Origin of the sequence: Kitasatospora saccharophila (assembly GCF_039529925.1) — a bacterium.
GTDB classification, from domain to species: Bacteria; Actinomycetota; Actinomycetes; order Streptomycetales; family Streptomycetaceae; genus Kitasatospora; species Kitasatospora saccharophila.
In genome coordinates, this window is record NZ_BAAANS010000004.1 from 164,000 (window position 1) to 178,573 (window position 14,574).

Genomic DNA, 14,574 nt, shown 5'->3' on the forward strand with positions numbered 1-14,574 from the left:
GCGGTGGACCTTTCGACTCGACGGCGGGTCAGCCGGCGGGCAGGTGGTAGGCGGTCAGCGTGCTCCCGTAGCCGACCAGCAGGGCCGTGTCCCGGAGCAGGACCTGCGGTTCGCCCGGCTGCCGGGCGAAGGACTGCCGCCACCGGGGGGTGCCGTCGGCCGCGCCGAGCGCCTGCAGGGTGCTCCCGCCGTCCGCGGCGGGCGCGGTGAGCAGGACCAGCCCCCCGGCGGCGCCCCGGACGGTGCCGCCGCCGGGGGAGCGCCAGGTCCAGGTGGTGCGCCCGGTGCGCAGTTCGGTGCCGGACGCGCCCTGCGGCCCGCCCAGCACCAGGGTTCCGGCGGCGGCCGCGCTCCCGCTGAGGTAGCCGGGGCGCGGGCCGCCCCAGAGCCGGGTGCCCCCGGCGGCGTCGAGGGCCGCCGTGGTGACCTGCCCGTCCGGGACCGCCGCGCTGCCGGGCGGCAGGCAGGTGACCACGTCCTGGTGGAGGGCCAGCGAGCCCAGGTAGGAGCCGGTGGCGATGGTCGCGGCGGCCGGGGGCAGGCCGGTGGGCCGGGTCCAGCGGGCGGTGCCGTCCCGGGCGTCCAGCGCGGCGAGGTCCAGCTCCCGGGTCAGGGCGTACAGCCGGTCGCCGGTCGGCGGCACGCACAGGTCCTGGGCGTCGAGGGACCAGAGTTGCCGGCCGGTCGCGCGGTCGAGGGCGGCGAAGCGGAACAGGCGGTTCGCGGCCTGCTCCAACCCGGCGGTCAGGGTCAGCACCAGCAGGTCGGCCGCGGCCGAGCCCCGGGGGCCGTAGGAGGTGCCGAGCGCGGGGCCGGTCCACAGTCGGTCGCCGCGGTCGGCGTCGTAGCCGTGCACGGCGCCGTCCGGGCCGGTGACCAGCAGCAGGCCGGGGACCGGCAGGGTGACGGACTGCGCGCCCGGGACGGGGTCGGCCGAGCGCCAGAGCGTCCGGCCGTCCCGGGCGTCGCGGGCCCGCACGGCGCCGTCCGCGTCCACGGTCCACACCCGGTCGCCGTCGCCCACCGGGTGGGAACCGGCGGCCGCGGTGCTGCTCCACAGCGTCCGCCCGTCGGCGCGGGCGTAGCCGACCAGGCCGGTGCCGTCCGCGCAGACCACCGCCTGCGGGCCGCAGCCGAGCGGGGCCATGCCGGGGCGGGGGAGCGCCACCGACCAGCTCTTCGGGGGCGCCCCGGCGTCCGGGCCGGGCCACAGCGCCCGGGCGGCGCCCGCGGTGGCGGCGGTGCCGAGCAGGGCCGTGCCGAGGACGAGCAGGCGGCGCCGGGTGCCGTTCGGGTCCTTCAGCACCCGGGCCAGGTCCCGCTCGTGCCGGCGCACCGTCCGGTCCGCCCCGCCGAGCCAGCCGGCGCCGGCCGTCCAGCCGGTGCCGACCGCCGGGCCGTACCGGAACGCCTCGGCGAGCTCGGCCGGGGCGGGCCGCCCGGCCGGGTCGCGGTGCAGGCAGCGCAGCAGCAGCCCGAGCAGTTCCGGCGGCACCCCGTCGAGGTCCGGCGGCTCCTCGGCGGCCCGGTAGATCAGCACCGCGGACGGCCCGTGGCCGAACGGCGGGCGGCCGGTGGCGGCGAAGGCCAGCACGGCGCCGAGGGAGAACAGGTCGCTGGCCGGGGTGAGTTCCCCGCCCGCCGCGTGCTCGGGGGACATGAACCCGGGCGTGCCGATGATCTCGCCGCTCGCGGTGGGCAGCGCGTCGAGGGTCGGCTTGCTGATCCCGAAGTCGATGACCCGCGGGCCGTCCCGGGTGACCAGGATGTTCGAGGGCTTCAGGTCGCGGTGGATGATCCGGGCGCGGTGGATCGCGGCGAGCGCCTCCACCAGCCCCGCCCCCAGCACCTGCAGGGCCGGCCCGGCGAGCGGACGGTGCCGGGACACCGCCTCGTGCAGCGACGGCCCGACGACGAACTCGGTCGCCAGCCAAGGCAGTTCGGCATCGGTGTCGGCGTCCACCACCGCCACCGTGTAGGCCCCGTTGACCGCCCGGGCCGCCGCCACCTCCTGGGCGAACCGGCGCCGGAACTCGGCGTCGGCCGCGTACTGCCGCTGCACGGTCTTCACCGCGACGGGGCGCCCGCTGTCGGTGACGGCCAGGTGGACGTCGCCCATGCCGCCCGCGCCGAGCCGCCGCAGCACCCGGTACGGGCCGATCCGCCGCACGCTCACGCCGCACCCGCCCGGAACGCGCGCAGCGTGGTCGCCGAGGCGCAGTACAGCGTCGCGCCGTCGGCCGCGGTGGTCCACCGGCCCTCGTCGGAGGGCGCCCGGGCCACCCAGCGGACCGCGCCGCCCGCCCGGTCCAGCACGGCCGCCGCGGACGACCCGTCCAGCAGCGGCACGGCGAAGAAGCCGTCGCCCGCCGACGGCGCCTGGAAGTCCGTCCCCGTCCCGCCCGGGTCCACGGCCCGCACGGTGGTGTGCCACAGCCCCTTGCCGGTGCCGACGTCCAGACAGTACGCCGTGCCCCGGCTCCCGGAGAGCAGCAGCCGCCCGGCCCCGAGCGCGCAGCCGAAGACCGCCTGCGGGACGGCGGGCGCCGTCCAGCGCCGCTGCCCGGTCGCGGGGTCCAGGGCGGCCACCGCGGTCCCGCGGACCACGAGCAGCAGGTCGCCGGTGCGCAGCAGCCGGGAGGGCGTCCCGGTGTCCGGGGTGACGCCGGTGGCCTGCCAGCGGGACTCGCCGGTGCGCAGGTCCACCGCGTGCAGGGCAGTGCCGTCCTCGTAGTAGCAGCGGCCGTCGGCCACCAGGCCCATCGAACTGCCGGAACCGTCGAGCAGCGGCTCGTCGCTGCGGGCCGTGGCGACCGCCGTGCTCCGGCCGATCTCCTGCTGCCAGCGCACCGCCCCGCTGTCCGGATCGACCCCGGCCACCGTCCCGCCGCCGGTGACGGAGGTCTGCCGGGCGAGCACCACCGTCCGGTCGTCCGCGCCGAAGACCCGCAGGCTCATCGCCGCCGCGTCGTGCTGGTCGGCGGGCACCGCGAGCGGACCCTGCCGGACCCGGCCCCCGCCGTCCAGCCGCAGCAGGTTCGCGAGCCGCCCGGACGTCCCGTACAGCACGCCGTCCTGCACCTGGACGCACTGGACGTCCGGCCGGGAGGACCAGGCCGGGCGCCCGCTCGCCCCGTCGTAGCCGACCGCCTCCACACCCGCGCCCCACCACACCGGGGTGGCGCCGAGCAGGGACAGCCGGTGGCCCACCGTCACGCCGGTGACCGGGGTGCTCCACAGCGGGGCCGGGGCCCCGGCCGGCGTGCCGCCCGCGGCCTCCGCCCCCCACGCGTCCACCGCCCGCCCCACCGGGGCCGCGCCGTCCCGCTGCGCCGCGCGGCCGGTGAGCAGCAGCGGCACCCCGACGGCGCCGGCCGCGCCCGCGCCGAGACCCGCGCCCAGCCCGAACAGGCCGCGGCGGCTGAGCGACTGCCAGGTCCGCACCGGCAGCGCGGGCGGCTCGGCCGCCGGCGCCCCCAGGTCCGCCTCCGCCTGCCGCTCCCGGGCGTCGAGGTCGGCGAGCAGCCCCGGACCCAGCAGCGCCGCCGGGTCGGCCGGGGCCAGCGCCGCCAGCACGGCCGCCGGAGAGGGCCGCCGGGCCGGGTCCTTGGCCAGGCAGGAGGCGACCAGCGGCAGCAGCCCCGCGGGCACCCCGGACAGGTCCGGCTCCTCGTACACCACCCGCCGGTTGACCCGGGCGGGCTCACCGCCGCCGAACGGCGCCCGGCCGGTGAGCGCGTGCACCAGCACGCAGCCCAGCGAGAACAGGTCCGCCGCCCCGGAGGTGACGGAGTCGGAGACGACCCGCTCGGGGGCGATGTAGCCCGGCGTGCCGCACACCGTGCCGGTCCGGGTCAGGTGGACGGCGTCGAAGGCGCGGCTGATCCCGAAGTCGATGACGCGCGGGCCGTCCCGCGCGATCAGCACGTTGCCCGGCTTCAGGTCGCGGTGCACCACCCCCACCGCGTGGATCGCCGCCAGCGCCTCCGCCAGACCCGCCCCCAGCGCCCGCGCCCCCGCCTCGCCCAGCGGGCCGAACCGCAGCACCACCTCGCCCAGGGTCGGCGCGGGCAGGTAGGAGGTGGCCATCCAGGGCCGCCGCCCGCGCGGCTCCGCGTCGACCACCGGCGGGGTGTGGAAACCGGTCACCCGCCGGGCCGCCTCCACCTCCTGCCGGAACCGGCGCTGGAACTGCGGGTCCCCGGCGTACTCGGGCCGGATCACCTTCACCGCGAGCAGCCGCAACCCGGGCGAACGGGCCAGGTACACCTCCCCCATCCCGCCCTCGCCCAACAGTCGCAGCAACTGGTGCGGCCCCACGAACACGGCCCGCTGCGCCCGCCCGTCCGCGGTGTTCCCGTCGGCAGCCACCGAGCCTCCCCGTGCGCGTCGCCGTCCAACCCAGACAGACACAGTGACACGTACAGCTCACCGGCGGTTCCGTTTTCCCTCCGGAGGCGGCTTTCCGCCGAAGGAGGGCTTAACTCGCGTGCTGAGTAAGTAAGATGACGCTCGGACAGCTCCCGTTCCTCCGCCGGCGGCGGTCTCAGGGCTTGCGCGCGACGCCGCCCGCGATGCAGCGCCGGCCCGCGGTCAGCGGCTTCAGCCGGGGGCCGACGGGCCACCAGTCGCAGCACCGGACCAGGCCGGGGGCGAGCAGTTCCAGACCGTCGAAGAGCCCCAGCAGTTCGTCGCGGGTGGAGAAGATCCCGCTGCCCATCATGCTGTGCAGGAACACCTCCTCCATCTTCCGGGCGGTCCGGCTGTACTCGTCCTCCGGGTCCAGGAAGTGACTGACCGCCACGTACGACCCGGACGGCAGCGCGTCGGCGTAGGCGCGCACCAGCTCCCGGCGGGTGCGCACCGCCTCGCCGTTGTAGTGGTGCAGCGTGCCCAGCTGCAGCAGCGCGATCGGCCGCTCCCAGTCCAGGGCGGACCGCACCGTCGCGTCCCGCAGCAGCGCCTCCGGCGCGAAGATGTCCCCGGCGACGACGGCGGTCCGCTCGTCGCCCGCCAGCAGGGCGCGGCTGTGGGCCAGCACCATCGGGTCGTTGTCCACGTAGACCACCCGGGCCCGCGGATCGGCGCGCTGCACCACGGTGTGGGTGTTCTCGGCGGTGGGCAGGCCCGAACCGCAGTCCAGGAACTGGGTGATCCCGGCCTCCGCGGCCAGGTACCGGCAGACGCGGATCAGGAAGGCGCGGTTCTCGACCGCGAGGTCCACGGCCTCGGGCGCGACCTCCGTCACCCGGCGCACCACCTCCAGGTCCACCTCGTAGTGGTCGGTGCCGCCCAGGAAGGCGTCGTACACCCGGGCGATGCTCGGCTTCGTCAGGTCGACGTACGGCGGAACGGGTTCGTCGGAGATCGTCTGTGACACGCCAACGGACTCTAGCCCGGACGGGTCGGCCCCCGTGGCCGCGAACGCCCGGGACGCACCGGGCTCACCCGTTCGAGCGAACGTCGGCCGCTCGGGGACGGGACGGGGCGGAGGCGTAGCGGGGCGGGCGGGGCGCGTGACGGGCGGGCGTGCGACGTCCGAAATCCGCCGGACACCACCCGGCGGATGGCGAAGGCTGGTGCACACGGGGCGCCCGACGACCCGAACGACCGGAGAGGAACGACCGATGACCGTCCACATGACGATCGAGAGCCCGCTGGGCGACCTGCTGCTGGTGGGCGAGAAGTCCGCGGGCACGGGCGGCGGCCTCGCGCTCGCGTCGGTGTCGATGACGGGCCAGCGGAACGCCGCCGTGGTGCAGCCCGGCTGGGAGCACGCGCCCGCGGCCTTCACCGAAGTGGTGCGCCAGCTCGGTGAGTACTTCGCCGGCGCCCGCGAGGAGTTCGAACTGACCTGCCGCACCCGGGGGACGGCCTTCCAGCAGCGGGTGTGGTCCGCGCTGGACGGCATCCCGTACGGCACCACCACCAGCTACGGCGGGCTCGCCGCCGGGATCGGACTGCCCCGCACGGCGGTCCGCGCGCTGGGCACCGCGATCGGCGCCAACCCGCTGCTCGTGGTGCGCCCCTGCCACCGGGTGATCGGCGCCGACGGCTCGCTGACCGGCTACGCCGGCGGCCTGGAACGCAAGCAGCACCTGCTCCTCCACGAGGGCGCCGGCCGGGCCGCCTGAGCGAGCCCGTCCCGCCGCCCGAACGGCGCCCACCCCCGGCGGCCCACCCCGGCGCCGGGCAGCACACCGGAGGAACCATGACCACCACCACCCGCCCCGGGGCCGCCACGGTCGAAGCCGTCGACGCGGTCGAAGCGGTCGACGGGGCCGACTGGCCCGCCCTGACCCAGGAGTTGGACGCGCACGGCTGCGCGCCCACCCCGCGCCTGCTGACCCCGGCGCAGTGCCGCGAGATCGCCGCGCTGTACGAGCAGCCCGGGCACTTCCGCTCCACCATCGACATGGCCCGGTACCGCTTCGGCTCCGGCCAGTACCGCTACTTCGCCCACCCGCTCCCGGAACCGGTGAGCACCCTGCGGGCGGCCCTCTACCCGAAGCTGCTGCCGATCGCCCGTGACTGGGCCGCGAAGCTGGGCCGGCCCGCGCCCTGGCCGGACACCCTGGAGCAGTGGCTGGACGCGTGCCACCGGGCCGGGCAGCGCAAGCCCACCCCGATCCTGCTGCGCTACGGCGCCGGCGACTGGAACGCGCTGCACCGCGACCTGTACGGCGACCTGGTCTTCCCGCTGCAGGTCGTGATCGGCCTGGACGAAGCCGGCAGCGACTACACGGGCGGCGAGTTCCTGCTGGTCGAGCAGCGCCCGCGGGCCCAGTCCCGCGGCACCTCCACCGTCCTGCCGCAGGGCCACGGCCTGGTCTTCACCACCCGGGACCGCCCGGTCCGCTCGGCCCGCGGCTGGTCCACGGCACCGGTCCGGCACGGCGTCAGCACGGTGCGCTCGGGCACCCGGCGCACCCTCGGCCTGGTCTTCCACGATGCCGCGTGACGACGTGGCGACCACGGTGGCCGGCCGGGGGACCCGCCGGTACACGCTGCTCGGCGCCGACGGCCGACCGTACCCGAGCGACACGCCCGGCGCCCTCGGCGGCCACCGCCCCGGGCGCCTGTACGGACGCCTCGACTGCCCGTCCGCGCTGCGGGCGGTGGCCCGCGGCGGCTACGTCCGGCACCGGGTGTTCTTCGCCGACGAGCCGACCGCCCGCGCGGCCGGGTACCGTCCGTGCGCGGTGTGCCTGCCGGAGTGCTACCGCAGTTGGAGAACCGGTGCGAGGAGATGACGTGGGACGGCTGACCGAGAGCCGGGGGCGTTCGGGCGCGGGGTGCTGCCGCGGTGGGGGAGAGCCGGTGCGAGGAGATGGCGTGGGACGGCTGACCGAGAGCCGGGGGCGTTCGGGCTCGCCGCTGGTCGGCCGCCCGGGCGGGTACCGGCAGGCGGCGCTGAGTGTCCGTGCGGCCGGGTACCGTCCGTATGCGGCGTGTTGCCGCGGTGGGGAGAGTTGGTGCGAGGAGATGACGTGGGACGGCTGAGCGAGAGTCGCGGGCGTCCGGGCTCGCCGCTGGTCCGGCGTCCGGGCGGGTACCGGTCGGCGCCGCCGGGCGCCCACACCGGGGCCGAACTCGCCCGGCTGGTCGGGCTGTTGGCCGGGGCCAGGCCGTCGGTCGAGTCGGTCGCGGTCGGCCACGGCCGGGACGACGCGTCCCGCGCGGCCGCCCGCGCCTTCGCGGAGGTCTGGCAGTCCGCGCACGGCACCGTCCTGACCGTCGTCGACTGGCCCGAGGACGCCGCCTCCTGGCTGCGCCCGGCCCGGCGCCTGACGGCGGGGGCGCCGGACGCCTGGGTCGTCACCGGCGCCGCGCGGGGCTGGGCGCAGCTGAGCCGGCGCCTGCGGCACAGCACCGACTGGCGTCCGGACCGGACGTTCGCCTTCGCCCCGCTCGGGGACGCCGCGGTCCTCGAACTGGCGGGCGCCGACACCCTGGAGGGCTTGCGCGGCGCGTCCCCCGACGGCGGCAGCTGGTGCGTCGGCGGCGGCCTGATCATCCACGACGACCACGACGACCCGGAGGGTTGAGATGGCGGCACTCATTCCGCGTCCCCGGATGCAGCTCGCCCCGGGCGCCGTCCACGTCCCCGGCTGGCTCACCGTCGAGCAGCAGCGCGAACTGGTGGTGGCCTGCCGGGGCTGGGCATCGGCCCCGGTGCCGATCCGGCACACCAGGCTGCCGCGCGGCGGGGTGATGTCGGTGCAGACGGTGTGCATCGGCTGGCACTGGCAGCCGTACCGCTACACCCGTACCGCCGGGGACGTCAACGGCCACCGCGTCGCGCCGTTCCCCGGCTGGCTCGCCGACCTCGGCCGGCGCGCCCTCGTGGACGCCTACCAGGACCCGGCGGCGGGCGACGGCTACGCCCCCGACACGGCGCTGATCAACTTCTACGACGACCGGGCCACCCTGGGCATGCACCAGGACAAGGACGAGCGCTCCGGCGCCCCGGTCGTCTCGCTGAGCATCGGCGACACCTGCGTCTTCCGCTTCGGCAACACCGAGAACCGCAACAAGCCCTACACGGACGTGGAACTCGCCTCCGGCGACCTGTTCGTCTTCGGCGGCCCGTCCCGCTTCGCGTACCACGGCGTCCCGAAGGTCCTGCCCGGTACCGGCGACCCCGCGACCGGCCTGGCGAGCGGCCGCCTCAACCTCACCATGCGGGTCACCGGCCTGACCGGCTGACCCCGCCCGTCCCGCCCGCCGGTACGTCCGTCAGTCTCCGGCCGAGGAGGCAAGCCGCGGCGAGCGCGCAGAGGCCGGCGCAGATCCAGAACACGTTCCGGTACCCGGCCTGCGCGGCGACCGTTCCGGTGACGGCTCCGGCCAGGAGTTGGGCGACCGGGAAGGTGGACGAGTAGAGCGCGGAGGCGGTGCCCGAGCCGCCGGGCACCTCCCGCTGCACGATCACCATCGGGAGGCCGGCCACCACCGCGGTCCACAGGGCGTTGGGCACCTGCAGGGCGACGAGGGCGGCGGGCGATCCGGCCAGGGGCAGCAGGGCGAAGAACACGACGGCGAGGAGGACGGCCCAGACCACCAGGCGGGTCCGTCCGACCCGGTCGGCGAACCGTCCCACCAGGACCATCAGCGGGATCTCCAGGAGGGCGCAGGCCCCCGCGAGCAGGCCCACCAGGGCGGCCGAGCGGTGCAACTCCCTGGTGACGTACAGGGAGATGTCGATGAGGTAGACCTGATCCGCCACGTTCACCGCGGTCACCGCCCCGAGCAGCAGCCACGTCCGACGCGGCACGGTGGCCAGGACCCGGCGCGATCCGGCCCGCCGGTCCCCGGCCGCTCGGGGGCGGGGCGGGGCGGGGGCCGGGAGGAACCAGCGCCCCAGCACCGCGGTGACCAGGAGGAGGCCCGCGGCGCCCGCGTACATCGGCCCGAAGCCCAGGTGCACGAGCAGGAAGAGGCCGGCGGGCGGGCCGACCACCCAGCCGGCCGAGAGGACGGAGCGCACCCCGGCACTGAACGGCGTCAGCTCCCGGCCCGTGGAGTCGGCGAAGTCCTTGACGTACGCGAACAGTTGGGAGAGGTGGCCGTCGTTCAGGCTGAGCAGCACCGCCCCGGCCGCGAATACCACGGCGTAGTTCCGGACCGCGCCGAAGACCGCCGCGCCGACGACACCGGCCAGCGCGGTGACGGCGAGGGCGGTCCGTCGGTCCCCCAGCCGGTCGGACAGCGGCCCCGCGACCAGGTCGACGCCCACCGCGGCCAGGGCGCAGCCGACGAAGTACAGGCCGACGAGCCCTGGTCCCGCGCCGACGGCGTCCACCAGGAACAGGCTGGTCGTGGTGCCGAAGACCGACATGGCCAGGGCGTAGCAGCCGGTGGCGGCGCCCACCACCACCGCCGTCCGGCCGGTCCGGGAGGTGCCTGCGAGCTTCACGTCGTTCCTCGGTCGCCGTCGGGTGGAAGCGGGCCGGTCGAGGTCGTCCCCTCCACCCGGTCGGCCGGCCCGTCGTCCTCCGCCGCGAGGTGTCCGGGCCCTGCTGCGTCCACCAACGTAGGTCGCCGCCGCGGGCGGGCCCACCGTCTTTCACGCCGCGTCGGGCGAGCGATTCGCCCCGAATGGCCGCTCCGTCCCCGCACCCCGGCCAGGGCCTCCCGGGCCCGGGGCGACCGGCTGCGAAGTGATCACCGCAGATCAGGGCGCGACCGGCCCGGACGACATCTTTCAAGGCTTGATAAAAGTCGATCCGCCGCGCACGTGGCCGATTCGGACCCCGGTGCCGGAGCCGGGCCGGGCGCGGGCTCCGGCACCGCGCCACCGGCCGCTGGCCGCGGTGCCGGTGGGGCGGTGCCGGAGGGGGTGGGTTCAGCTCGCGGTGCAGGTGAGCGTCGGTGCGGTGTTGGCGCCGGTGCGGGTGCCCTGGAAGCCGAAGGAGGCGCTGCCTCCCGCGGCGACGGAGCCGTTGTAGCCCATGTTGACGGCGGAGACCGACGCTCCGGTCTGGGTGGCGGTGGCGTTCCAGGCGTTGGTGACCTTCTGGTCGCCGCCGTAGGTCCAGGTGACCTTCCAGGAGGTGATCGCGGCGGTGCCGGCCTTGACCTTCACGTCGGCGGTGAAGCCGCTGCCCCAGTCGCTGGTGACGGTGTAGGTCGCGGTGCACCCCTTGTCGCCCGGCACGGTGGTGCCGGTGGTGGTGACGGTGACCGCGGCGGAGGCGGCGGAGGTGTTGCCGGCGGCGTCGCGGGCCTTGACGGTGTAGCCGTAGGCGGTGCCGGGGGTCAGGCCGGTGTCCGTGTACGAGGTGCCGGTGACGGCGGCGACCTTGCTGCTGCCGCGGTAGACGTCGTAGCCGGTCACCCCGGTGTCGTCGGTCGAGGCGGTCCAGGACAGCGTCACGGTGGAGGCCGTCGCGGTGCCGGTCAGGCCGGTGGGCGCGGTGGGCGCGGTCGTGTCGCCGCCCGTGCTGCCGCCGGTGTGCTTGAAGTCGCCGAGTTCGTCGAGGGTGATGACGTACGGGTCGCCGTACACCCGCTTGAGGAAGTCCGGCGAGTTGTTGGCGCCGTCCTGCTCGAAGCCGGACCAGGCCACGAAGTACGACCAGTCGGCCCGGTAGGCGCGCAGCAGGTCGGGGTCCGGGACGGTGCCGACCTCCGACAGGGCGGCGACCTTGGTGTCGCCGGTCAGCGCCAGTTCGCGGTCGTAGGTGAGGGCCACCGGGCCGTGGTCGCCGGCGGTGGGGTAGGAGTCGGCGCTGACCATGTCGACCACGTCGTCACCGGGGTACCAGGCCGGGTCCACGGAGTTCCACTGCCAGATCAGGTTGTGGATGCCGTCGACCTTGGTGAGCCGGTCGTGCACCAGCCGGTAGAGGGCCTTGGCCGACTCCGGTCCCTTGGCGCCCCACCAGAACCATCCGCCCTCGGCCTCGTGCAGCGGCCGCCAGATGACCGGCACGCCCGCGTCCTGCAGGCGCTTGAGCTGGACGGAGATGGCGTCGATGTCGCGCAGCAGCAGCTTGTAGTCGTTCGAGGTCGGGTCGGCGAGGGCCGCCTGGACGTCGAAGGTGGTGGAGTCGGTGTAGAAGCCGCGCCACCACTCCTTGCCGGGCTGGTCGATCAGGCCGCTGGGGGCGTTCCAGTGCCAGCAGAAGGCGACGATGCCGCCGCGCTTGTCCCAGGCGATGGCGTTGTCGGTGTCCTGGCCGGTGGTGCCGCGCTCCACCCGGCTGGGGGTGTAGTCCATCATGTCCAGGCCCTCGATGGCCGGGGCCTTGCCGACGTTGGTCTCGATCCACTGCTCGTGGGCGGCGTCCTGCTGGCCGCTGAGGATGTTCTTGCCGTAGTTCGCCGTCAGGTACTTCATCAGCGACTTGGCCTCGGGAGTGGCCTGGGGGTCGGTCAGTTCGCCGGTGGCGGCGTGCGGCGGGCGGGCCGGGGCCGGGGTGAGGGAGATCGAGTCGATCAGGTACCAGCCCCAGTCGTTGCTGATCGTCACGGTGTTGGTGCCGGCCTTGAGGAGCACGTTGCCGGCGGTGGCGTCCGCCCAGCTGGTGGTGGCGGGGAGCGAGACCTCCCCCACGCCGCCGCCGTTGACCAGCAGGTTCGCCTTCTTGTCGCCGTACGGCCCGGCGTAGCGGACCGACAGGCTGTAGAGGCCGCCGGGGCTGTCGGGCACGGTGACCGTCAGGCTGTCGCTCGACTGGTCGAAGCCCTCGACGTAGCCGGTGCCCTGGAAGCCGGTGACCGACGTGCCGACGGCGACGCCGTTCAGCGTGCCGTCCTCGGCCTGGTAGACCTGGGCCGCACCGGTCTCGGCCGCCTGGGCGGCGTCCGGCTGCAGGACCGCCGCCGCCGGGAGGGCGAGCGCGGCCGACAGTGCCAGGCCGAGCAGTCTGCTTCTGAACTGCGAGTGGGGGGACAAGGGGGGCCTCCGCGTTCCATGGTGGGGACAGTTGACCTGGGTCAACTGCATGGGAGCGCTCCCAAGAAAGCGTGGGGTGACCTGGGTGTCAAGGCACCGGGTGGATGTCCGATCTCCACCTACGCGGCGTCAAGTACCTTGCAGCGCCTAGGATTCGGGCCCGCCGGCGCCGGGGGGAGGCCCGGCCGGGCGGAGCCGTTCGTGGAACTTTCACGCCCCCGCGCGGGCGGACCCGAAGCCCGTCCTCCCGGGCGGACCCGAAGCCCGTTCGCGCGGGCGGCGGTCAGGGGCAGTTCTCGTCGACCTTGTACTGGAGGGCCCTGGGGTAGTCGTGCCGGCTGAGGCGGACGCGGGCCAGGACCGGGGCGTGGTTGAGGTCGTTGTCGGGGTCGGCGAGGTCGGCGAGGAGGGAGTCGAGCTCGGCGTGGGTGCTGAGCTCGAAGCCGCGCATCGGGTCCTTCTCGGAGCCGAAGACCTCCGCCAGCTTCTCGTAGCGCCACGGGTGCAGCACGTTGTAGAAGTCGGCCCCGTCGGACGGCCTGCCCTTGTAGTAGCAGGGGCTGACCAGCATCTGCTCGATGCCGTAGAAGCCCTCGTTGTCGAGGACGAAGACCACCGGCCGCAGGTGGTGCCGGACGTGGGTGGACAGTTCCTGGCAGATCTCCTGGAAGGAGCCGTCGCCGACGAAGACCAGCGGGCGCTTCAGCGGCTGCTGCCGGCCCAGCGCCACGCCGGTGGCCGCGCCGACGGAGTAGCCGATGGACAGCCAGCTGTTCTGCGCCAGGTAGCCGGCCCGTTCGGTGATCCGCAGGTTCATCGAGCCGAGCAGGGCGAACGCCGCGTCGGAGACCACCGTGAAGGGCGAGGGGGCCTGCGGGTCGCCGCCGGTGGCCTGGTGCTCCAGGAAGTGGTTGACGCGCTCGAAGAAGCCGTCGTAGGTCAGTTCGGTCCCGTCCGGGTGCGCGGAGCTCAGCGAGTCCAGGAACTCGGCGGTGGTGGCCGGGACGTCCAGGCCCGCCTCGCGGGCCAGCGCGAAGTGGTCGGCGGGGAACGTCCGGCCCGCCAGCGCGGTCTGCAACGCCGGGACGAAGTGGCCGAGTTGGACGTCCGGGAAGTACAGGGCGCCGACGCTGACGCCGCCGCGCGCCGCCACGATCCAGTCGTCGCCGATGGACTGCTCGCCGTTGAGGTTCTTGGACGTGGACCACGTCCCCAGGCCGATCCGGCAGCCCGCGTTCTTGAAGGTCTCGCGGATCTCCGGCAGGCTCGCCTTGCCGTTGTAGACGCCGGCGAACCGCGGATGCCGTTCGGAGACCACGGACTTGGCGCCCACCGTGGTGCAGAACTGCATCTCGGTGGCCTCGACGAACTCCAGCAGTTCCCGCTCCAGCCGGTGGCGCACGAGCTCCTCGCCCGCCCAGACGATCGGCGTGCCGAGCCTCGTGATCAGCTCCGCCGCCGCCGCGACGGCCTTGTCCAGGATCGCCTGGTTCCGCTCGGTGAACGGCCGCTCGTGCGCCCGGAGCCGGCCCTGCGGGGCGTCGCAGGGCGCGTGCCAGAGGTCCTCCATGACCTCCAGGTAGACCGGCTTGCGCTCGGTCAGGCAGGCGGTGATCGCGCTGTCGATCTGCGAGGGGGCCAACCCCGGGTTGGAGAGCACCTGCGCGTCCACCGTGACCTGCCGGTAGACCTCCAGGTTGCTCTCCCGGCGCGGGCTCATGTGGGTGGTGAGCAGGCCCACCGCCTGGAAGTTGAGCCACTGCTCGTAGGACGGCGCCCCGTTGATCGCGATCAGCGGGACGTCCTCGACGTACGCGCCGCCGACCGCGTTGAGCAGGTTGAACGCGCCCACGCTGTACGTCACCGCCACGGCGGCGACGCCCTGTTCGGGCTGGTCGGCGCCGGCGTCGGCGAGCCGCACCCGGGCGTAGGCGTCGGCCGCGTAGCCGGCCCCCAGTTCGGTGGGGGTGCCGACCCAGCGCACCGCCGTGGTCTCCTGCATGATCGTCAGGAACGGGCCGAGCAGGTCGCCCGGCACGCCGAAGACGTGGCGGATGCCCAACTGCTCCAGCCTGGTCGCCAGGTAACGGCCGACCGTCCATTCGTCAGCGCTGCTCATCGGTGTGCTGCCTCCTCGTGGTTGTGCCGACAGGGCTCGACCTCCGGGGCGT

At 75.1% G+C, this 14,574-nt stretch carries 11 protein-coding genes; 5 read left to right on the top strand and 6 right to left on the bottom strand.

Translation table 11 applies throughout. From position 1 onward, the window contains the following. Positions 1-28 precede the first annotated feature (28 nt). From ABD345_RS05070 to ABD345_RS05080, 3 genes are all read right to left on the bottom strand, one after another. Positions 29-2,176 (bottom strand): serine/threonine-protein kinase, encoded by a 2,148-nt coding sequence (locus tag ABD345_RS05070; protein WP_344550526.1) that lies wholly within the window; start codon positions 2,174-2,176, stop codon positions 29-31. Continuing rightward, positions 2,173-4,371, bottom strand: a complete 2,199-nt coding sequence (locus ABD345_RS05075; RefSeq protein ID WP_344550527.1) for a protein kinase domain-containing protein — start codon at positions 4,369-4,371, stop codon at positions 2,173-2,175. Before ABD345_RS05075 ends, ABD345_RS05070 begins: the two co-directional genes overlap by 4 nt. A gap of 175 nt (positions 4,372-4,546) precedes the next feature. Further along, positions 4,547-5,380, bottom strand: a complete 834-nt coding sequence (locus ABD345_RS05080) for an SAM-dependent methyltransferase (protein WP_344550528.1) — start codon at positions 5,378-5,380, stop codon at positions 4,547-4,549. Between the two features lie 247 nt (positions 5,381-5,627). Here ABD345_RS05080 and ABD345_RS05085 point away from each other — a divergent pair, with 247 nt between their 5' ends. The 5 genes from ABD345_RS05085 (at position 5,628) to ABD345_RS05105 (ending at position 8,709) form a co-directional block, all read left to right on the top strand. Then, positions 5,628-6,134 (top strand): methylated-DNA--[protein]-cysteine S-methyltransferase, encoded by a 507-nt coding sequence (locus tag ABD345_RS05085; protein ID WP_344550529.1) that lies wholly within the window; start codon positions 5,628-5,630, stop codon positions 6,132-6,134. Positions 6,135-6,211: 77 nt separating this feature from the next. Beyond that, positions 6,212-6,961 (top strand): 2OG-Fe(II) oxygenase, encoded by a 750-nt coding sequence (locus ABD345_RS05090; protein WP_344550530.1) that lies wholly within the window; start codon positions 6,212-6,214, stop codon positions 6,959-6,961. After that, positions 6,951-7,253, top strand: a complete 303-nt coding sequence (locus ABD345_RS05095) for a metal-binding protein (RefSeq protein WP_344550531.1) — start codon at positions 6,951-6,953, stop codon at positions 7,251-7,253. Before ABD345_RS05090 ends, ABD345_RS05095 begins: the two co-directional genes overlap by 11 nt. Positions 7,254-7,490: 237 nt before the next feature. Continuing rightward, positions 7,491-8,048, top strand: coding sequence for an ABC transporter substrate-binding protein (locus ABD345_RS05100; RefSeq protein WP_344550532.1), 558 nt, complete (start codon positions 7,491-7,493; stop codon positions 8,046-8,048). Between the two features lies 1 nt (position 8,049). Next, the gene (locus ABD345_RS05105) at positions 8,050-8,709 is read left to right on the top strand and encodes an alpha-ketoglutarate-dependent dioxygenase AlkB family protein (protein ID WP_344550533.1); all 660 of its coding nucleotides are present in this window, start codon (positions 8,050-8,052) and stop codon (positions 8,707-8,709) included. Here the strand turns inward: ABD345_RS05105 and ABD345_RS05110 are convergent. The 3 genes from ABD345_RS05110 to ABD345_RS05120 form a co-directional block, all read right to left on the bottom strand. Further along, the gene (locus tag ABD345_RS05110) at positions 8,690-9,919 is read right to left on the bottom strand and encodes a sugar efflux transporter (protein ID WP_344550534.1); all 1,230 of its coding nucleotides are present in this window, start codon (positions 9,917-9,919) and stop codon (positions 8,690-8,692) included. The two genes, ABD345_RS05105 and ABD345_RS05110, sit on opposite strands and share 20 nt — an antisense overlap. Before the next feature lie 429 nt (positions 9,920-10,348). Next, positions 10,349-12,403, bottom strand: a complete 2,055-nt coding sequence (locus ABD345_RS05115; protein ID WP_344550535.1) for a glycosyl hydrolase — start codon at positions 12,401-12,403, stop codon at positions 10,349-10,351. A 283-nt stretch (positions 12,404-12,686) separates the two neighbouring features. Continuing rightward, positions 12,687-14,522, bottom strand: coding sequence for an alpha-keto acid decarboxylase family protein (locus ABD345_RS05120; protein WP_344550536.1), 1,836 nt, complete (start codon positions 14,520-14,522; stop codon positions 12,687-12,689). Positions 14,523-14,574: the final 52 nt, after the last annotated feature.

Excerpts from the sequence above, each read along its gene's own strand:
- ABD345_RS05120 (WP_344550536.1), bottom strand. The coding sequence starts at position 14,522 with ATGAGCAGCGCTGACGAATGGACGGTCGGCCGTTACCTGGCGACCAGG.
- ABD345_RS05090 (WP_344550530.1), top strand. The coding sequence starts at position 6,212 with ATGACCACCACCACCCGCCCCGGGGCCGCCACGGTCGAAGCCGTCGAC.
- ABD345_RS05105 (WP_344550533.1), top strand. The coding sequence starts at position 8,050 with ATGGCGGCACTCATTCCGCGTCCCCGGATGCAGCTCGCCCCGGGCGCC.
- ABD345_RS05085 (WP_344550529.1), top strand. The coding sequence starts at position 5,628 with ATGACCGTCCACATGACGATCGAGAGCCCGCTGGGCGACCTGCTGCTG.
- ABD345_RS05095 (WP_344550531.1), top strand. The coding sequence starts at position 6,951 with ATGCCGCGTGACGACGTGGCGACCACGGTGGCCGGCCGGGGGACCCGC.